Source organism: Rhizobium sp. NFACC06-2, assembly GCF_900101425.1.
Classification (GTDB): Bacteria; Pseudomonadota; Alphaproteobacteria; order Rhizobiales; family Rhizobiaceae; genus Agrobacterium; species Agrobacterium leguminum.
This window is the reverse complement of record NZ_FMVA01000011.1, coordinates 16,264-35,317: the sequence shown is the minus strand read 5'-3', so window position 1 is coordinate 35,317 and position 19,054 is coordinate 16,264. Positions and strand designations below refer to the sequence as shown.

Here is a 19,054-nt window from a genome sequence, read left to right as displayed (position 1 = left end):
AGCAAGAGGCGTGCCAGTTTATAAAAACCAGATTATATTATTGAAAATAAAAGAGTATTTTTATAAATCTATCTACTGATTAAATTTTAACCAGCGCATTTTCTGTCTTCCATTTGTGCAAAGAGAAGAATTCCGCGCTTGAAATTTGCGCAGCCCGCAAGGCATGACGCCGCTTACGTCTCGCCTGAAGTCGGAGAAAACGGTGCGGCGGTGCGCACGGAAAAGGCGTTTACGTAACCTGGAATGTCGGCGGGATCGAATACGAGGCCATCCACGAAACGGTCCTGCTCTTGCTGCCCTTCGATGCGGATATCGGCATCGTCAGGTGCATTGGCGTCGCCCAGCGCCGCCCGATAAATATCCGGCCGGTAGGCAGACAGGGCGGCCTCCACACCGGCCTGTGAAAACTCGGCCTGCCCCCAGCGGATCATCTGGCTGTAGATCCACAATGCCTGGCTCTGGCGCGGATAATTGGCGTGACCGCCGTGGAAGATGAAATAATTGTCGATCACCCGGCGGTTGCCCTGGCTGTCGATGCTGAATTCACCGGCAAGCACACGGCGGATGATACCTTCCGGTGCGCCGATATAACGGGGATCGGCAAGGGCGGCGCTGAGATCATCGTGATTTTCGGCAAGGTCGCACCAACGCGCGGCGGCATCGAGCGCCGTCAGCAGCCGTCCGACCGTTTCCTGCTGGTTTTCCGCCCATTCGGGCCGCATGCCGATGACTTTTTCCGGTGCGGAAGGCCACAAATCCTGCTTGGCCGCAACGATCCGGCCGACACCGCGCTCGGCGGCGACGATGTTCCACGGCGCTCCGACGCAGAAACCGTCAATGGCCCCTGCGGCAAGCGCATCCGAGGTCAATGGCGGCGGCACGACCACAAGCTTGACATCGTGATCCGGGTGAATGCCGCCGGCGGCAAGCCAGTAGCGAAACTCGTAATTATGCGATGAAAACGGATAGGTCATGCCGAGCGTCGGCGTCGGTTCGCCGCGGGCGCGCATATCATCGAGCACCCGCTTCAGCGCCTCGGCATTTTCGAGCGCTCCCGCCGTTTCGGAAAGCCCGGTCACATCCTTCATCCGTGCAAACAGCCGGGTCGAAAGCGTGATCGCATTGCCGCCGCGTCCGAGTGAAAAGGGCGTGATCGTCGGCGACGGATTGGAGCCGAGCCCGAGCATGGAGGCGACGGGCATCGGCGACAGCATGTGGGCGATATCGAATTGCCGAAACGCCAGCCGGTCGCGTACATTCGCCCAGGAAACATCCTTGACGAGATCGAGCGAAAGGCCTTCGCGTTCTGCGAAACCGAATTCGGCCGCAGCAATCAGGACGGATGCGTCGACAAGCGGAATAAAGCCGGCACGCAGAATTTTCTGCCGGTCGCTGCCGACGATTGCCGGTGCTTGTGTTACTCCGCTGTCTGATCCGGCCGTTTTTTCCGGTGCCGCCATATCATTCACTCCACACTGTCCGACCGGCGGTTCGTCACATCAACAGACCGGCCGCGGTGACCACGCTTTGCGCGATCTCGGAAATCTTCTTCTTCTCGTTCATCGCCGTTTGCCGCAAAAGCGCAAAGGCCTCCTCTTCGGAAAGGCCGCGCATCTTCATCAGAATGCCCTTGGCACGCTCGATGACCTTGCGTTCCTCAAGCGCCGATTTCGCTTCGGCAAGTTCCCGCTGCAGACGGCTGAAGGCATTGAAGCGGCTGACCGCCATATCGAGAATGGGTTTGACACGCTCCTTCTTCAGCCCGTCCACCACATAGGCGGAAACGCCCGCCTCGACGGCCGCCTCGATGGAAGCGGTATCGGAACGATCGACAAACATGGCGATTGGCCGCCCGACCGTGCGGGTAAGCTGGAACAGATGCTCCATCATGTCACGATTGGGATTTTCGAGATCGATGAAGATGACATCGGGCTGCAGCGTCTCGATGGTGCGCGCCACCCCGTTCACCTCATGGATAACGGTGACGCGATGATAACCGGCCTCGCGCAGCCCCTCCTCGATGATGGAGGCGCGGATCGCGTTTTCGTCGATAACGAGAATGGTCAGGTCGCGAAGCGTCATGTCAGCATTGATGACGCAGCGCAGCAAACTTGGCAATCGGCTGCGGATGCAAAAAATGGCTGGAGCGGCAAGGGTCGTTTTCTCCCCTGCCGTCCGTCATGTCAGGAAGCGTGTTCGACGGCGCGTTCAAGCGCCTTCAGAACCGTCCGCTCGGAAAGATTGAGATAGATTTCCATCTCGTCGCCGGCCTCTTGCGCCTTGCCCTCTTCCATCAGCGACAGGATCTTGCTGTTCATGTCCACGAAGGGGGAATGAAGCTGTTCGGGATCTTTCAGCAAACCGAAACAAAGCCTGAGTTCAGCGGCGATACGCTCGTAAAAATCGCTGAGGCGAGCGCTGTCGAGAAGATCGACAACGGCGGCGTGAAATTTCATGTTGGCGCTGCCCACACCCAGCCAGTCTGCATCTTCACGCTTGACCTTGGCGTCCTCGACCGCTGCCCGCATCGTCTTGATTGCGGGATGCTTGTGCCAGGCCTGGCGAAGCGCGCCGCATTCCACCATGCGTCGCACCCGATAAATATCGATGACCGAGGACATGGTGGGAACGGCGACGAACACGCCGCGATTTGCCTCGTGGCGCAGAAGCCCGTCCTTGGTCAGCAACCGGAAAGCTTCGCGCAGCGAATTGCGCGAGACGTCGAAACGTTCACTGAAGGCTGCCTCTGATAGGCGCTGTCCCGGCATCAACTCGCCGGAGATCAGCAGGGTGCGAATACCCTTGGCCAATCGATCCGCAAGCGGCAGACCCTCTATCGTTTCGGTCATGGCGCTCCTTTCCTTAAGAGCAATGCAGCATCGGGAATTCCGTGACAGGCATGTTCGGACACGGCATGATTGCCCATAGCACAAAGCATTAGCAAAGCACGAAAAAAACGTGATTAAATCCTGCTCATTACGTCCAACAAATGGACAAAATGAAAGAACGATAACTTTATATTGTTGAACAAAGTTGACAATTTCGCAGAACAGGACAAGATCGTCCGCATAAAGCATCCGCGAGGGGCGGATTGCGACAGGAGCGGAGAAAATCCATGGAGCAGAAAAAGCTCACCCCGACTGCCGATATGAAAATGTCAAAACGCGCATCCCTGATGGGGGCGATCTTCCTGATGGCGACATCCGCCATCGGTCCCGGCTTCATCACGCAGACGGCGACATTCACCACCCAGCTCGGTGCCGCCTTCGCCTTCGGCATCCTCGCCTCCATCCTCATCGACTTCGTCGTCCAGCTCAACATCTGGCGTATCGTCACACTGACGCGCATGCGCGCATCCGATATTGCCAATGCCGCCATTCCCGGTTCCGGTTATCTTCTGGCCATTCTAGTCATTATCGGCGGCCTGTTCTTCAACATCGGCAATATTGGCGGCACCGGTCTTGGCCTGAATGCCATTTTCGGGCTGGACCCGAAAATCGGCGGCGCCATCAGCGCGGTCTTTTCCATCGCCATCTTCGTTTCCAAACGCGCGGGCCTTGCCGTCGACCGGTTCATCATCTTCGCCGGCATCCTGATGATCGTGCTGACGCTTTATGTGGCCTTCGTTTCCGCACCGCCGGTGGGTGACGCCTTCCGCCAGACCTTCATGCCGGATACGATCAATTTCGCGACCATCACCACCATCGTCGGCGGCACCGTCGGCGGCTACATCACCTATTCCGGCGCGCACCGGCTGTTGGACCGGGGCATGGTCGGCATTGAAAACCTGCCTGCCGTCAACCGCGCGGCGCTAACCGGCATCGCCGTCACCGGCGTCATGCGCTATGTGCTGTTCCTCGCCATTCTCGGCGTCGTCGCCAGCGGCGTCATCATCGATACGTCGGGCCAGGCCGCCAATCCGGCCGCACAGGCCTTCCGTTCGGCCGCGGGCGATCTCGGCTTCCGGCTCTTCGGCATCATCTTCTGGGCAGCGGCCATCACCAGCGTCATCGGCGCGGCCTATACTTCCGTTTCATTCCTGCCCGTCTTCAAGCAGGACATGACCGAACGCGCCCGCAACATGGCGACGATCGTTTTCATCGCCGTCTCGCTCGTCTGCTACCTGCTGATCACCACGCCGCCCGCCGCCATGCTGGTCTTCGTCGGCGGCCTGAACGGCCTCATCCTGCCCATCGGCCTCAGCATCTTCCTGTTCGCCGCATGGAAACGCGAAGACCTGATGGGCGGCTATCGTTACCCGCGCATCCTGCTTGTGCTTGGCGTTCTGACCTGCGCACTGACATGGTACATGGGCTACAAGTCCGCCGGCACCATCTTCGGCCTGCTCGGCCTGTAATAAACTAGTGTTTGTACGCATTTTCCGGACGCAAAACCGCTACGCACTTTTGCTGGAAATGCTCTAAAGGGAGGCAAACATGGCCGCTATCGATCTCAACAGCGATCTTGGCGAAAGTTACGGCGCATGGCGCATGGGAGATGATGAGGCGATGCTCGCCATCGTTTCCAGCGCCAACATCGCCTGCGGATTTCATGCCGGCGATCCGGCCGGTATCTACCGCACCGTCAAGGCCGCCGCCGAAAAAGGCGTGGTCGTTGGCGCCCATGTCTCCTATCCGGACCGCGTCGGCTTCGGCCGCCGCGATCTGGACGCGACCTCGGAAGAACTGATCGCCGATGTCATCTACCAGATCGGCGCACTGAAAGGCGTCGCCGCCGCTGCCGGCACAACGGTGCGTTACGTGAAACCGCATGGCGCGCTTTACAACCGCATCGCCAATGATGCGAAACAGGGGCAGGCCGTGATCGACGGCATCAAGGCCATCGATCCTTCGCTGGTGCTGATGGGTCTTGCGAACGCGCCCATCCTCGATCTTGCCCGCAAGGCAGGTCTTGCCGTCGTCGCAGAAGCTTTCGCGGATCGCGCCTATACGCCTCAGGGCCAACTCGTCTCCCGCCGCGAAGCCGGTGCCGTGCTGCATGACTCGGCCAGAATCGCCAACCGCATGGTGCAGCTTGCCCGCGAAGGCACGCTGGAGGCCATCGATGGCAGCATCATAAAAATTGAGGCGCAATCCATCTGCGTGCACGGCGACAGCCCCGGTGCCGTCGCCATCGCCCAGGAAATCCGCCGCCGTTTCGAGGCTGATGGTATCGACATCCGCTCTTTCGCATCCAATCGTTGAAAGGATAGCCGATGACGATACCGACATCCTATCTCAACCACACGGACGCCGACGCCGCACGAAAGGCCCGTGCGACCTATCGCGGCGGCCTCGTCGCCCCAACTTCCGGCATTGCGCCCGGCTTCACGCAGGCGAACATGATCGTGCTGCCGCGCGACTGGGCCTTCGATTTCCTGCTTTACGCGCAGCGCAATCCCAAACCCTGCCCGGTGCTGGATGTCTCCGATCCCGGTTCGCCGACAACGCTGCTCGCGCCCGGCGCTGATCTGAGAACCGACCTGCCGCTCTACCGCATCTGGCGGGACGGCAAGCTCGTCGAGGAAACGGCCGACGCCACCGCAGCCTGGGCGGAGCGCGATGATCTCGTCGCCTTCCTGATCGGCTGCAGCTTCACCTTCGAAACGCCGATGGTGGAAGCGGGCATCGAAATCCGCCATATGACCGACAAGAGCAATGTGCCGATGTATCTCACCAACCGACCCTGCCGCCCGGCCGGTCGGCTGAAGGGCAATATGGTCGTTTCCATGCGGCCGATCCCGGCCTCACGCGTGGCCGATGCTGCGACCATTTCGGGACGTTTTCCGGCCGTACACGGGTCACCCGTGCATGTCGGCGCACCGGAAGAGATCGGCATTACCGATCTTGCAAAGCCCGATTTCGGCGATGCGGTGCGGATCGAGCCGGGCGAAGTTCCGGTGTTCTGGGCCTGCGGCGTCACACCCCAGGCCGCCGTGATGGCGTCGGGCGTACCCTTTGCGATCACCCATGCGCCGGGGCACATGTTCATCACCGACATTCCCGATTCAGCCTATCACGCGTGAGGACATGATGCGTTTTCTCCCCGTCAGCCTCACCACCATTCTTGTCGAACTCGCCGATCTCGATGAAACGCTGGCGCTTTTCGCCTCACTTCAGAGCGATCCGGTCGAAGGTATCGAAGAGACGGTGCCGGCTGCCCGCACCCTGATGATCCGCTTTCGCCCTGAGAAGATCGGTGCCGAAGCGCTGGCCGCGCGACTGGCAAGCCGCGATCTCTCGGCAAAAATCGCGCCTTCGGACAATCTCGTGGAAATCCCCGTCCACTATAATGGTGAGGACCTTGCCGATGTTGCCGAACTGACCGGCATGAGCATCGAAGAAGTCATCCGCCGCCACACCGAAAGCGAATTCACCGTGGCCTTTTGCGGTTTCGCTCCCGGCTTCGGTTATCTGGTCGGCGGCGATCCGGCGCTGCATGTGCCACGCCGGCAAAGCCCGCGCACCCGCATTCCGGCAGGTTCGGTGGCGCTGGCCGGCGCCTTCAGCGGCGTCTACCCGCAAAACAGCCCCGGCGGCTGGCAGATCATCGGCACCACGCCGGTCAAGATGTGGGATATAGACCGCGATCCCGGTGCGCTTTTTCAGCCAGGTTACCGCGTGCGTTTCTTCGACATGGACAAGGCCGGCAAAACGGTCGACATCCCCGTCTCAGCACCGCGCAGCGCCGGGAAAGACCGGGTAAAAGCAGGCCCGCATTTCGAGGTGCTCGCAGCCCCCATGCCCGCCATCTTCCAGGATCTCGGCCGCTTCGGCCAGACCGGACAGGGCGTGTCGGCCTCCGGTGCGCTGGATCGTGGCGCGTTCAATGCCGCAAACCGCATCGTCGGCAACCCCGTCAACACGCCCTGTCTCGAACTGACGCTCGGCGGATTTTCCTTTAAAAGCACGAGCCGCGCCGTCATCGGCATTGCAGGCGCCCCCTGCCCCGTCACCATCACCACGGCAGATCGCAGCTTTGCGGCAAAGACCCATGGCCCGATGCCGCTCGAACCCGGTGATGTGGTCACCTTCGGCCACCCGCCAAAGGGCATGCGCTGTTATCTTGCGGTGCGCGGCGGCTTCGATGTCGAGCCGGTGCTCGGCAGTTTCGCAACGGATACGCTGGCTGTCGTCGGCCCAGAGCCGGTTGGTGCAGGCGCCATCCTTTCGCTCAAGGGCGAAAAGACCGGCCTTTCCAGCGTATCGATCGACGAGGTTCCGGCCTTCGAAGCGCCGGCAATGGGTGAGGTCGTCACGCTGGACGTCGTTCTCGGACCGCGCACCGACTGGTTCACGCAGAAGGGCATCGAGACGCTGACCGGCCAGCTCTGGCAGGTCACGCCGCAATCGAACCGGGTGGGCATCCGCCTTGCCGGCGACGTGCCGGTGGAGCGCAAGGACAGCGCCGAATTGCCGAGCGAAGGCACCGCGACGGGAGCGATCCAGATTCCCCATAGCGGCCAGCCGGTTCTCTTCCTTGCCGACCATCCGCTAACCGGTGGTTATCCCGTTATCGGCGCTGTCGCCGAATACCATCTCGATCTTGCGGGACAAATCCCCGTCAACGCCAAAATCAAATTCCGCCCGATTGGCCCCTTCGCCGAAATCGCGGCCAAGAACATAGAATTCCGAGGAGAAGAGCGATGAAAAAAGTGCTGATTGCCAATCGCGGCGAGATCGCGGTCCGCATCATCCGCGCATGTCGCGATTATGGCCTGCAATCGGTCGCCGTTTATGCCGATCCCGATCAGGATGCACTCTTCGTCCGGCTCGCGGATGAGGCCTATGCGCTGGAGGGCGTGCGGCCGGCCGAGACCTATCTCGATATCGCCAAGCTGATTGCGATTGCCAAACGCGCCGGCGCGGATGCCATTCATCCCGGTTACGGTTTCCTGTCCGAACGCGCCGAATTTGCGCGTGCCGTTCTCGATGCCGGCCTCATCTGGATCGGCCCCGACCCGCATGTCATCGAGGCACTGGGCGACAAGGTAGAGGCACGGCGCATTGCCACCGGCGTCGGCGCACCTCTGGTCGCCGGCAGTGACGGCCCGGTTTCTTCCGCTGCCGAAGTCACGGCCTTCGCCGAAGAACACGGCCTGCCCGTCGCCATCAAGGCGGCCCATGGCGGCGGCGGTCGCGGTCTGAAGGTTGCGTGGAAGATGGAAGAGATCGCCGATCTCTACGAATCCGCCGTGCGCGAGGCAACGGCCGCCTTCGGTCGCGGCGAATGTTTCCTTGAGCGCTTCCTTGACCGGCCGCGCCATATCGAGGCGCAGGTTCTGGCCGACAAGCATGGCAATGTGCTCGTCCTCGGCACCCGCGACTGCTCGCTGCAGCGCCGGAACCAGAAGCTGATCGAAGAGGCTCCCGCCCCGTTCCTCTCCGACGAACAGCGGCAGAAAATCCATGCCGCTGCCAAGGCTATCTGCGCCGCTGCTGGTTATTCCGGCGCCGGCACCGTCGAATTCCTGCTCGGCGTCGATGGCACGATTTCTTTCCTCGAGGTCAATACGCGCCTGCAGGTGGAACATCCCGTTACCGAGGAAACCACCGGTATCGATCTCGTCATCGAACAGTTCCGCATCGCCGAAGGCCAAAAGCTGCGGGTCCTCGAAACGCCGGAACCGCGTGGCCATTCGATGGAATTCCGCATCAATGCCGAAGATCCCGGCCGGGGCTTCCTGCCGACCCCCGGGTCGATCTCGGTTTTCAACGCACCTTCCGGTCCCGGCATTCGCGTGGATAGCGGCGTCGTCAGCGGCTCCAGCGTGCCGGGCGTATTCGACTCGCTGATGGCGAAACTGATCGTCACGGGTGCCGACCGCGAGCAGGTCCTGCGCCGCGCGCGCCGCGCGCTGAAGGAGTTCCGCATCGAAGGCATCGCCACGGTGCTGCCCTTCCATCGCGCCGCGATCGAGACCGAAGACTTCGTCGGCACCGACGGTTTCAAGGTTCACACCCGCTGGATCGAGACCGATTTCGCCGCCATGCCGGATGCCATGGAGCGCCCGGCACCGGCCGAAGACCCTTCCGTCACCCGCACTTTTCTGGAAATCGACGGCAAGCGTGTATCGGTCGGTCTGCCCAGCCTGCTGCTCTCCAGCCTCGGTGCGGTTAGCGGCGGCAGCGCGGCTGCTCCCGGCACCGCCGCCACCAAGGAAAAGGAAGGCGAAATCACCGCCCCGGTTTCCGGCACGCTGCAGTCCTTCAAGGTAAAAGACGGTGATGCAGTTTCGCAAGGCGATCTTCTGGCCGTTATGGAGGCCATGAAGATGGAGACGCAGATTGTCGCCACCAAGGCCGGCAAAGTTCGCCTGATCGTCAAGGAAGGCGACTATCTGCAGGCGGGCGCAGCCCTTCTCGACATAGCCGGCTAATATACGGACAGGCCACCGGCCTCACAATTGCAGATCGCGTATGGCCGGCGGCGGAACCCTTTCGCCGCCGGGCCGTTTATGGCGCGACCTGCTAACGACTGTGAGGGAAATATGGCCGGACGCACCTTGCTTCAGTTCTTCCATTGGTATTATCCGGACGGAGGGAAATTATGGAGCGAGGTGGCCGAAAAGGCCGAAAGCCTTGCGAAAATGGGCATCACCGATATCTGGCTGCCACCGGCCTATAAGGGTGCCGCAGGCGGTTATTCGGTGGGTTACGATACCTACGATCTCTTCGATCTCGGTGAATTCGACCAGAAGGGCACCGTCGCCACCAAATATGGCGATCGCGACGCCCTCGAACATGCGGGCCGGACGCTGAAGGAAAACGGCATCCGCGTCATTCATGACGTGGTTCTCAATCACAAGATGGGTGCGGATGAGAAGGAGAAGGTGCGGGTTCGCCGCGTCAATCCCGAAGACCGTACCGAGATCGATGATGAAGACTTTCAGGCGCTGGCCTATACGCGTTTCACCTTTCCCGGCCGCAGCGGCAAACATTCCAAATTCATCTGGGACCTGAAGTGCTTCAGCGGTGTCGACCACATCGAGGAACCGACCGAAGACGGCATTTTCCGCCTCGTCAATGAGTATGGCGATGGGGAATGGAATGAGGAAGTCGATCAGGAAAACGGCAATTTCGATTATCTGATGGGTGCCGATGTCGAATTCAGAAACCGGGCGGTCTATGAAGAGCTAAAATATTGGGGCCGCTGGCTCTCCGAGCAGGTGCAGGTTGATGGCTTCCGCCTCGATGCCGCCAAACATATTCCGGCCTGGTTCTTCCGCGACTGGGTCGGCCACATGCGCGAAACGGTCGATCCCGATCTTTTCGTCGTGGCGGAATATTGGCACCCCGATCTCGAGGCGCTGAAAAGCTATCTCGAACTCGTCGACAAGCAGCTGATGCTTTTCGATGTCGCCCTTCATCACAGCTTCCATGACGCCTCGAAACAGGGCGGCGATTTCGATATGCGCAGCATCTTCGATGGTTCGCTTGTCTCCGCCGTTCCAGACCATGCCGTCACGCTGGTCGACAATCACGATACGCAGCCGCTGCAATCGCTGGAAGCGCCGGTGGAACCCTGGTTCAAACCTCTTGCCTATGCGATCATCCTGCTGCGCGAAGAAGGTGTGCCCTGCGTCTTTTATCCCGATCTGTTCGGCACGAGCTACACCGACACCGGCAATGACGGCAACGAGTATAAAATCGATATGCCCGCCATTGAATGCCTGCCGAAACTCATCGAAGCCCGCAGCCGTTTCGCCAACGGAGCCCAGACGGATATTCTCGACGATGCAAGCTGCATCGCCTTTATTCGCCACGGCACCGCCGATGCGCCGGGCTGCGTGGTGGTGATGTCGAATGGCGAGCCGGCGGAAAAGCAGATCGATCTCGGTCCCGATCGCGCCGGGGCGGTCTGGCGCGACTTTCTCGGGCACCGTGAAGAACGGATTACCCTCGATGAGAGCGGCAAGGGCGTTTTTCCCACCAATGGCGGCAGCGTCAGCGTCTGGGTTGCCGCCGATTCCGAGTGAGGACCAATCGTTCCGGTTCGGAAATCCCGTTCATTCCGCAGAAACGAGGCGGCGCGGACCTGCGCCGTCATCGGCCAGAACATCGTTCGGATTGCGTAACGGACAATCATCCAGCGAAAGGCACCCGCAACCGATACAGCCGGTAAGCTGATCGCGCAGCATGATCAGGCTGTTGATGCGAAGCTGCAGCATTTCCCGCCAGGATTGGGAAAACCTGCGCCAATCGGCCGTCGTCGCCACCCGATCCTGCGGCAGATCGGCCATCGCATCCCTGATGATGCTGAGCTGTATACCCGCCCGCTGCGCGATGCGGATGATGGCGATACGCCGCAGGACGGCGCGATGATAACGACGCTGGTTACCGGCGGTTCGCCAGCCCTCGATCAGCCCCTTCGCCTCGTAAAAATGGATGGTGGACACGGCGATGCCGCTGCGGCGGGCAACCTCCCCAACCGTCAGGCTGTGCTTGAATACGGTATTTTCCATTCTGGCTCCTGCTTCCGTAACGATTTCCGCTCGGAAAACGCGGAAACATAGTGAAGAGCAGCCGGTATAATTCCTCAACCATAGTTGAGGTCAATAGGCGATGGCCCAAAAAAAGAGGCGCCCAAAGGCGCCTCCAAATTTCGTGAATGTTGGCCACGGATCAGAATTTCGCTGTCATGCTGATCCAGAAACGGCGGCCTTCCATGACGGTGTTGAAATCGTCGGTGCCGACATCCTTGTCGAAGACATTGTAAATGGCGGCATTCAGGTCGACATTTTCGGCAACCGCATATTTCGCGCCGATATCCAGCGTGGTGTAGGCTTCATATTTACGCCCCGCCTTGCCATTGATCGTCACAGGCGTGCCGTTGGTGCCGATGCGCGGGCCGGCGTTGATTTCCGATCCGTGGTAATTCAGCGAGGCCCAGGCTTCCAGACCGTCGATTGGGGTCACCCAGTCGCCGCGCAGATTGGCCATATGTTCCGGCGTGCGCGCCAGCGGGAAGCCTTCATATTCGCCGGTTTTCTGTTCGGAATGCGTATAGGTATAGTTGCCGCGCAGCGTCAGGTCCGGCGTCGCATACCATGTCGCCGTCAGTTCCACACCCTGAATGACCGCATCGTCGATGTTGTAATTGTACCAGAGACGATAGTTGCGGTCTTCGCTCCAGCGGGCAGGCGTTCCATCCGGATTGAGCACCAGCGCGTTGGAAATCTTGTCCTTGAAATCGGTATAGAAATAGGTGGCGCCGAGAGCGACGTCGCCATTGTCCCAAAGCGCGGCTACTTCATAGCTCGTGCTCTTTTCCGCTTCGAGGTTGGGATCGCCGATGATCACGCCGCAGGTGCCGCTCGGGCTATAGGTGCAACCGCCACCACCCGTCGTATAGGCATAACCCGGTGCGATCTGGCGGATTTCCGGGGCGCGGAAACCCGTAGAGATGCCGCCTTTGATGGTCAGTTCCTCGGTCGCGCTCCAGACGCCATAAAGGCGCGGGCTGAAATGATTGCCGTATTTCTCGTGATTATCGAGACGAAGTCCGCCCGTCAGTGCGAAATTATCGACAATGCGCCATTCATCCTCAAGGAAGAGCGCCCATTGCGTCGCCGAAAATGTCTCGTCGCGGCCGGTGCGGCGTCCCGGGTTCTGGTCGGTCAGCCGCGCCTCGAAATATTGTCCGCCCGTGACCAGCGTGTGGTTGCCGAACAATTCGAACGGCGTGGTGAACTTGCCGTCGAGAACGGTGTTGCGCACTTCCGGCGAGCGCGGGTTTTCTGTCACGCGGCCGGTGCGGATATTTCTGGTGAAGTTGGTGCGCTCCGCCCATTCCTGCTGGAACGAAAATTCGGATGTGGTCGGCCCCCAGCGGCCGGTATGCGACAATGACCAATGGTCGCGCGTATTGGTATTGTAGGTGCCGTTGGCGTCGGTTGCCGCCAGCGTATCGCCAGGCTCGGCGCTGCGGCGCAGCCGCGTCTTGCCTCCTTCGAGATAGATGTCGTGATCTTCGTTCGGCGTAAACGTCAGACGACCGTTGAAATCATATTCCTTGGCGCCCGTGGTGCCGCTCAGAATACGGTCTTCGCCACGTGTGAAGCCCCTGCCCCAGAGCTGCAGACCGAGCTGGTCCTTCAGGATCGGTCCGTTGGCGTACCAGGAGACCTGGCCGCTATTGCCGAATTTGGAATGCTGCTGAACCGTGCCTTCGGTGGTGACGGAACCTGACCAGACATTGCCGACCTTGCGGGTGATGATGTTGATGACACCGCCCATGGCATCCGAACCATAAAGCGAGGACATCGGCCCGCGCACCACTTCGATACGCTCGATCGCCGAAACCGGCGGCACGAAACTCTGTTCGAAACCGGAATTTCCGTTGGTGCGGGCATCGCGCGTGCTCTGCCGCTTGCCGTCAACCAGAACAAGCGTGTAAGCGCCGGGCAGACCGCGAATGAAAATATCCTTTTCATTGGCAATGCCGGTAACGGATACGCCCTGAACTTCCCGCAGGGCATCGGTCAGATCGCGATAGGACCCCTTTTCCAGATCTTCCCGCGTCACAACCGTGATGCTGGCCGGAGCGTCCTTCACATTCTGCTCGAAACCGGATGCGGTGACGACGATCTGCTGAAGAACCGTGTTCCCCTCAGACGCCTGCTGCGCAAAAACGGGCAGAGCAATGCTAAGGGCCGTTCCCGCCATTGCTGCCGAAAGACCGGCCTTTATTACCGTCGCGGACTTTTCACGGCCGCGGTACTTCAATTCCATGTTATGCCCCCGCATTTAACTTGAGAATTTAACCCCACTTATTTAGGAGGGAATGCGGGCGCAACGCGTTTGTTTTCGAACAGTTCTAAATTCCAGAAATTGCAAAAAGGGCTCCCCGGACAAGCGGCGGAGTAAAAAAATCGCAAGATGACAACCGGCAAGAGAAAAGATGAACCAGCTTCCACGACAAGGCCCGACAGGCTTGGGCAGCTGAAACTACTTGTCGCTTTCGATGCGTTGTTGCGGGAAGGCAGCGTCAGCCGCGCGGCGGCGGGCATGGGACTGCCGACATCTTCCATGAGCCGCATCTTGCAGCAGCTGCGCGAAAGATATGGCGATCAGCTTTTTCTGCGCACCGGTCAGGGCCTGCGCCCCACCCCCTTTGCCGAAAACATGCGGCTGCGCATTCGTTCGCTGGCGGCGGAGGCCGAGAACCTTATCGACTATTCGCAGGAAAAACCCGCCGCCCCGGCCAATGCCAGTGCAAGCGGCTGGGAGCGGCCCGTGCTGATGAAGGCGCCGCCGCTTTCGCTTCGCCCCAGCGTTCTTCTGGAAGGTCAGCCGACACCGGAAAACATCGCCGACCGTCTTGCGCGCATTGGCCACAATGCCGATCCGCAGCAGAGGCTTGCCAAATATATCGCAACCTCGGCGATGGGCATCGGCAACAGCCGCCCGCTCAGCCAGATGGAAGCGATGGACGCGCTCTCTATCATTCTCGATGGCGATGCCGACCCGATACAGATAGGCGCGCTGCTTGCAACCATGAATTATCGCGGCGTGACCGCGGCGGAGCTTGCCGGTTTCATTGAAGCCATGTGGCGACATATAGAAAGGGACCAGCAAGCTCCCGCATCGGCGGATCTCGACTGGCCCGCTTATATGTCGCCGAAACATCGAGATGCGCCGTGGTTCCTCCATTCCGCGCGTCTTGTCGCCATGGCGGGATACAGCGTCCTGCTGCACGGGCATGTGGGGCAGGGAGAAAACGGCGGCAAGCTTGAACTTGCAGCACAGGCCTGCGGCATTCCCCTTTGCCACTCGCTTTCGCAGGCGGCGAAAGCCACAGCCTCGGAACGCATCGCCTACCTGCCGATCGGTGGTCTGTCCCTGCAGTTTCAAAGCCTGCTCGGCCTGTACGGCATTCTGGAGATGCGCCTGCCGCTCAACACGGTCGTGCATCTTCTCAATCCGCTTCGCGCCAGAAGCACGATCATCGGCGTCGCCCGCCCGTCCTATCAGGAGCTTCATCGCGACACCGCGCGACTGCTTTCGGTGGAAAACCTCGCCATTCTCGGCAATACGCGGGATTTCGCGCAATTCACGCCGTTTCGCAGCACCCGGATTTTCGGTCTTTCAAAGGGCAGGGATGTGGAATTCATCGTTCCCGCACGCGAAACGCCGCCCGCCGAAATGCCGACCATGTTCACAACCTTCGAATATTGGCGGGCGGTATGGACGGGTGCCGCAAGGGACGAAAGGGCAGAAACCATTATCATCTCGACGGCAGCCATCGCGCTGATGCTGGTCAACGATATGGCTCTGCCCTTCGAGGAAGCCTATGCCCGCAGCCTTCGGCTCTGGAACGACAGGGCGCGCAATCTCGTCAATGCCTGATCAGCGATCAGGCATTGGCGACGGCCCTCTTCAGCGCCAAATATTCCCAAAGGGCCACAAGCAGAAGAATTGCCGTGCTTGCCAGTTGCAGCACGAAAAGCGGAATACCCGGCACCGGCAAAAGCAGGCAGAGCGCCGCCACGCCGGCAAAATGCGAAACCGGTCGCTGATAGGCGACGGCGATCTTGACGCCGATATTGCCGGCCAGAAACAGAACCGGACCGCCGAGAATGGCGAGCGCCTCGCGCATCGTTGCGCCATCCCGCGCATGGGAGAGGCTAAAATCCTCACCCACCGCCGTCAGGATGATACCGGCCACGATGGGCAAGTGCCCGTAGTTAAAAAGATTATGGGCGATCTTCGCCTTTTCTTCGGCATTCTCGGCTTTTCTCGACGCCTCTTCCTGCCCATGATGGAAATAAATCCACCACATCGCCACGGTACTGACGAAAGCGGAGCAGAAGACGATGAATGTCAGGCCCGAATTCATATATTCGGTGGCCGTGCGTCCCGTGGTCAGGATCGTTTCGCCAAGGCAGATGATGACGAAGAGCGCACATCGCTCCGCCAGATGCTCGCCGGAAAGATGCAGCCTGTCCTCGTCGCTCGAGGCTACACCCGGCACGACATAACGGCAGGCGGGGCCGGCATATTCAATTGCAAGCGCAATGCCCCACAGGAGAATGCGATCCGCCAGATCGACGAGCCCACCGGCCAGCCAGAACAGGCTCGATACCACGAGCCAGATCGTCACGCGCACGAAGACCAGAAAAGACTGCCGGTCTTCACCCCTGAACGCATAGAGGGCGAACAGGCTTCGACCGACCTGCATCACGCTGTAGATCAGGGCGAAGACAAGGCCCTGTTCCGCAAAAGCCTCCGGCAGCGCGATGGCCAGCAGAACGCCGCCGAACATCAGCACGAACAGCAGGATCCTGACTGGCTCCTTTTCCGTGTTCAGCAGGTTTGTGATCCAGGTGGTGTGTATCCATAGCCACCAGAGCGACAATATCAGGATGCCAGCCTCAAGCGCGGCCGTCGGCCCAAAATCCTTGGCCAGAGCGTGGGAGAGCTGGATCAGCGCGAAAACAAAGACCAGATCGAAGAACAATTCGGGGAAGCTGGCCTTGCCGGCGTCCTGACCCTCCTGCCTTATCCAGCTTTCCGCATCCGATTTGCGTCGTTGAAGCTCACCCCCGGTTCTCATTCCACCTCCGCCGCAAGATTTCGACCGATCTTCTCACCACGCCCCCTCACCGTTGCGACAAAGCCTCTTCGCTGCCCGATGCAAGCGGGTTCGACCTTCGGCCGGGAAACTCCAGCGCCCGCGCACTGTCGGGATAAAAGCGCGGCCCAACCAGACGGACTTTCTTCCCAGACACGTCGGTAATGTAGTTCGGGGTCGCAGCCTTTGGCGAAAGTGGAATGCTGTCGGCGCTGGAAACCGCAAGTGTGCTGACCTCGAGGGACTGGGCAATTGCAGGCAGGCTCGTCATCGCGGCGAGTGCGGCTGAGAGAATAAATGATCTGGGAAACATGGGACGCATATCCTGGCACAATTAGTTGCGCCATAAACAGCCCTCGCCCGCTTTGGTTCCGCCGCTCGTCAGCGATCCCCATCGAGGTAGGAGCTATATTGAACATAGTCCGCGCTCGGTTGCCCACCGACGATCTCCGGTGGCCGCCCTTCACCACCGGGCAGATGGCCAGTGTTTTCGAGCTCCGCCCGCAGAAGCTTTTCGATAGCCCTTTCCCGGGGCAAAGCGTTATCCGCCATGTAGAGGGCGACGGCCAGTTCTATGTCATCCGGAAAATTCATCAGCTCAGCCATCCGTTCAAACAATCGAGCCCAAACGCAGGACCTTGCAGAAAGTTCAACTTCGCCGCCCTCGGCGCGGAGCTTTGTCAGCCCACCGTCCAGTCACTTCCGATGGGCCCTATCCCCGTTTTGTGGCGCTCGGGCATGGACTTCCATTCAGTACCCAACACGGGTTTGCCAGGTGCTTCGTGCATACAGATTGCACTTTTCCGCTCTTCTCGTCGCCATTTCGACGAAAAACACCCTCGACTCAAGCGATTGAAACCAATCATGGAAAAACGCAAACGAAAGCTAAATCGAACTTAGTTTTCATTACCTTGCATTAACCATAGAAATCCACCGGCTACACTGTTGCTACAGCAGCCTCATGCGAATCTCTTTCTACTTGCGGAAACGGCGTTAATGTAACTTCCGTCTGCTTTTTCCGCAAGCGATGACCATTTCCCGCGGCCCGTGAGAACTCACGAAAGCATGTTCGCCTCCATGGTGTCCTTACGACCTCGCAACTGCGCCAGAAGCATTGTCTGCACATCGAAGCTGCCTTCCTGCGCCTTACGGGTCAGATTACGCAGATATCCGCCGAGCGAGCTTATCTGGTCCGCTTTCTGCAAAAGGCATGCGAGAATGGCTGCCGTTCCCTGTCGGCCGAATGTGACAAGCGCATCCTGATACGCCGACTGGCTGATGTTGAACATGGTTTTGATGACGGATGTCGCCACTTCGATATCGCGCCATCCGGTAACCGCTCCGCCTGGGGCATAGAGCGAGATATCCGGGCAAGCCTTCAAAACCAAAACAATATCAGGAACAAAAAATTGCTTATGAAGAACAGGCTTTGCTGACTGCGGCGAAGCTTTTGTACTGACGGGTGCCACATATGCCGGCTGGGTGCTTGCCGTGCTGGCAGGTGCAACGGTTGCCGGTTCGCGCAAATCTTGCCGTTCAGATATGGATTCGGATTCTGAATTCTTTATGAGGCGCTCATTTTGGCAGTCATTGCCGCCCGTTTTTTCCGATTTTTCAATATTTTCCAGATAGTTGGTCACTTCCGCGCGCAAAGAGGCCAAAAATCCGGCGATTTCCCGAAGCTCCGCAGGCTTGGAATTGCGGCCGAGAAAGCGGGCAATCCCATTATAGCGGGTCTGAAACCCTTCGAAGGTTTCGACTTCTCCGCTTGCGGCAATCATCTCGCAGAGTTTCTGGATATCGCGGCGGCAAAGGCTGATATTTTCACGAAGCCGCTGAAGATCGAGCCGCTCGCTGACGATGCGTTCGGCCAGTCCCTCGATTTCCGCTTTGCGGGCAAGAAGCGGCGCCAGCGAAAAACCGTAGGCCTCGCTTATTTCCCCTCCCCTGTGCTTGCGGGCGTATCGTTTTCCGTTCGGGCTGTCCTTGCGAATGATAAGACCGGCCTCGACAAGAGCCGAAAGATGCCGGCGCAATGTCTGCTCAGCCATGCCATGGGCCCTGAGTGACAATTGCGTATTTGACGGGAAGACGACCAATCCGGCTTCGCTGGAAAGCTCGTTTTTCGGATAAAAACTCAAAAGCGCGTTCAGAACCGCGAGCGAGCGATCAGTCACGCCGAGCAATGGCCTGGCTTCGCAAACCGAACGATAGAGTTTCCATTTATCGACCGCTTCGATTTTCTTGTTTTTCTGCGCGGCAAACTGGGTTGCGAGGACGCCAAACGACATCGCTCGCCGCCCAAAGGGCGTCGTTACACATGTGCTGTCCATGTCTTTCACCTTTCACAAGGCAAAAGAAAATCGCTCACCGAAAAATTCGATGCCAAGACTCTTGACTATGATTCGCGGAAATGAGATTCTTCGGGTGCTTAAATCAAAGAAAGGCTTCCGCGCGGCAACGTTCGGGGGCTTTTTTC

Annotated in this window: 16 protein-coding genes; 7 read left to right on the top strand and 9 right to left on the bottom strand. The window is 59.4% G+C overall.

Features of this window, described 5'->3' with window-relative positions; translation table 11 throughout:
* Positions 1–173: 173 nt before the first annotated feature.
* The 3 genes from F3H58_RS18340 to F3H58_RS18330 form a co-directional block, all read right to left on the bottom strand.
* Entirely contained in the window at positions 174–1,460 is a 1,287-nt protein-coding gene (locus F3H58_RS18340; protein WP_149743200.1) for a CmpA/NrtA family ABC transporter substrate-binding protein, read from the bottom strand.
* 34 nt (positions 1,461–1,494) lie between these two features.
* Positions 1,495–2,082 (bottom strand): ANTAR domain-containing response regulator, encoded by a 588-nt coding sequence (locus F3H58_RS18335; RefSeq protein WP_003519752.1) that lies wholly within the window; start codon positions 2,080–2,082, stop codon positions 1,495–1,497.
* Between the two features lie 101 nt (positions 2,083–2,183).
* Positions 2,184–2,849 (bottom strand): GntR family transcriptional regulator, encoded by a 666-nt coding sequence (locus tag F3H58_RS18330; protein WP_065656665.1) that lies wholly within the window; start codon positions 2,847–2,849, stop codon positions 2,184–2,186.
* 266 nt (positions 2,850–3,115) lie between these two features.
* On the opposite strand from F3H58_RS18330, the gene F3H58_RS18325 reads away from it, so the two are divergent.
* The 6 genes from F3H58_RS18325 (at position 3,116) to amyA (ending at position 10,978) form a co-directional block, all read left to right on the top strand.
* The gene (locus F3H58_RS18325; RefSeq protein ID WP_149743199.1) at positions 3,116–4,357 is read left to right on the top strand and encodes an NRAMP family divalent metal transporter; all 1,242 of its coding nucleotides are present in this window, start codon (positions 3,116–3,118) and stop codon (positions 4,355–4,357) included.
* Between the two features lie 79 nt (positions 4,358–4,436).
* Positions 4,437–5,204 (top strand): LamB/YcsF family protein, encoded by a 768-nt coding sequence (locus F3H58_RS18320; protein ID WP_149743198.1) that lies wholly within the window; start codon positions 4,437–4,439, stop codon positions 5,202–5,204.
* An 11-nt stretch (positions 5,205–5,215) separates the two neighbouring features.
* The gene (locus tag F3H58_RS18315; RefSeq protein WP_112766851.1) at positions 5,216–6,025 is read left to right on the top strand and encodes a putative hydro-lyase; all 810 of its coding nucleotides are present in this window, start codon (positions 5,216–5,218) and stop codon (positions 6,023–6,025) included.
* A gap of 7 nt (positions 6,026–6,032) precedes the next feature.
* Positions 6,033–7,649, top strand: coding sequence for a 5-oxoprolinase subunit B/C family protein (locus F3H58_RS18310; RefSeq protein ID WP_149743325.1), 1,617 nt, complete (start codon positions 6,033–6,035; stop codon positions 7,647–7,649).
* Positions 7,646–9,379, top strand: coding sequence for an acetyl/propionyl/methylcrotonyl-CoA carboxylase subunit alpha (locus tag F3H58_RS18305; protein WP_149743197.1), 1,734 nt, complete (start codon positions 7,646–7,648; stop codon positions 9,377–9,379). Before F3H58_RS18310 ends, F3H58_RS18305 begins: the two co-directional genes overlap by 4 nt.
* Before the next feature lie 111 nt (positions 9,380–9,490).
* Positions 9,491–10,978, top strand: a complete 1,488-nt coding sequence (amyA, locus tag F3H58_RS18300) for an alpha-amylase (RefSeq protein ID WP_149743196.1) — start codon at positions 9,491–9,493, stop codon at positions 10,976–10,978.
* A gap of 30 nt (positions 10,979–11,008) precedes the next feature.
* On the opposite strand, the gene soxR is transcribed toward amyA, so the two are convergent.
* Positions 11,009–11,464 (bottom strand): redox-sensitive transcriptional activator SoxR, encoded by a 456-nt coding sequence (gene soxR, locus F3H58_RS18295; protein ID WP_003519761.1) that lies wholly within the window; start codon positions 11,462–11,464, stop codon positions 11,009–11,011.
* 160 nt (positions 11,465–11,624) lie between these two features.
* Entirely contained in the window at positions 11,625–13,733 is a 2,109-nt protein-coding gene (locus tag F3H58_RS18290) for a TonB-dependent receptor plug domain-containing protein (RefSeq protein ID WP_149743195.1), read from the bottom strand.
* Between the two features lie 147 nt (positions 13,734–13,880).
* Between F3H58_RS18290 and F3H58_RS18285 the strand changes: the two genes are divergently transcribed.
* Positions 13,881–15,350: a glycosyl transferase family protein gene (locus F3H58_RS18285; protein WP_149743194.1), complete on the top strand. Its 1,470-nt coding sequence runs from the start codon at positions 13,881–13,883 to the stop codon at positions 15,348–15,350.
* A gap of 7 nt (positions 15,351–15,357) precedes the next feature.
* Here F3H58_RS18285 and F3H58_RS18280 read toward each other — a convergent pair whose 3' ends face one another.
* From F3H58_RS18280 to repC, 4 genes are all read right to left on the bottom strand, one after another.
* On the bottom strand, positions 15,358–16,557 hold the full coding sequence (locus F3H58_RS18280) for a low temperature requirement protein A (RefSeq protein ID WP_149743193.1): 1,200 nt from the start codon (positions 16,555–16,557) through the stop codon (positions 15,358–15,360).
* A 46-nt stretch (positions 16,558–16,603) separates the two neighbouring features.
* Entirely contained in the window at positions 16,604–16,888 is a 285-nt protein-coding gene (locus F3H58_RS18275; RefSeq protein WP_149743192.1) for a hypothetical protein, read from the bottom strand.
* A gap of 68 nt (positions 16,889–16,956) precedes the next feature.
* Positions 16,957–17,169, bottom strand: a complete 213-nt coding sequence (locus F3H58_RS18270) for a hypothetical protein (protein ID WP_149743191.1) — start codon at positions 17,167–17,169, stop codon at positions 16,957–16,959.
* 461 nt (positions 17,170–17,630) lie between these two features.
* On the bottom strand, positions 17,631–18,908 hold the full coding sequence (repC, locus tag F3H58_RS18265) for a plasmid replication protein RepC (RefSeq protein WP_149743190.1): 1,278 nt from the start codon (positions 18,906–18,908) through the stop codon (positions 17,631–17,633).
* Positions 18,909–19,054 lie beyond the last annotated feature (146 nt).

Coding starts and splice junctions, on each gene's coding strand:
- F3H58_RS18340 (WP_149743200.1), bottom strand. CDS start 1,460: ATGGCGGCACCGGAAAAAACGGCCGGATCAGACAGCGGAGTAACACAA.
- F3H58_RS18335 (WP_003519752.1), bottom strand. CDS start 2,082: ATGACGCTTCGCGACCTGACCATTCTCGTTATCGACGAAAACGCGATC.
- F3H58_RS18330 (WP_065656665.1), bottom strand. CDS start 2,849: ATGACCGAAACGATAGAGGGTCTGCCGCTTGCGGATCGATTGGCCAAG.
- F3H58_RS18325 (WP_149743199.1), top strand. CDS start 3,116: ATGGAGCAGAAAAAGCTCACCCCGACTGCCGATATGAAAATGTCAAAA.
- F3H58_RS18320 (WP_149743198.1), top strand. CDS start 4,437: ATGGCCGCTATCGATCTCAACAGCGATCTTGGCGAAAGTTACGGCGCA.
- F3H58_RS18315 (WP_112766851.1), top strand. CDS start 5,216: ATGACGATACCGACATCCTATCTCAACCACACGGACGCCGACGCCGCA.
- F3H58_RS18310 (WP_149743325.1), top strand. CDS start 6,033: ATGCGTTTTCTCCCCGTCAGCCTCACCACCATTCTTGTCGAACTCGCC.
- F3H58_RS18305 (WP_149743197.1), top strand. CDS start 7,646: ATGAAAAAAGTGCTGATTGCCAATCGCGGCGAGATCGCGGTCCGCATC.
- amyA (WP_149743196.1), top strand. CDS start 9,491: ATGGCCGGACGCACCTTGCTTCAGTTCTTCCATTGGTATTATCCGGAC.
- soxR (WP_003519761.1), bottom strand. CDS start 11,464: ATGGAAAATACCGTATTCAAGCACAGCCTGACGGTTGGGGAGGTTGCC.
- F3H58_RS18290 (WP_149743195.1), bottom strand. CDS start 13,733: ATGGAATTGAAGTACCGCGGCCGTGAAAAGTCCGCGACGGTAATAAAG.
- F3H58_RS18285 (WP_149743194.1), top strand. CDS start 13,881: ATGACAACCGGCAAGAGAAAAGATGAACCAGCTTCCACGACAAGGCCC.
- F3H58_RS18280 (WP_149743193.1), bottom strand. CDS start 16,557: ATGAGAACCGGGGGTGAGCTTCAACGACGCAAATCGGATGCGGAAAGC.
- F3H58_RS18275 (WP_149743192.1), bottom strand. CDS start 16,888: ATGTTTCCCAGATCATTTATTCTCTCAGCCGCACTCGCCGCGATGACG.
- F3H58_RS18270 (WP_149743191.1), bottom strand. CDS start 17,169: ATGAATTTTCCGGATGACATAGAACTGGCCGTCGCCCTCTACATGGCG.
- repC (WP_149743190.1), bottom strand. CDS start 18,908: ATGGACAGCACATGTGTAACGACGCCCTTTGGGCGGCGAGCGATGTCG.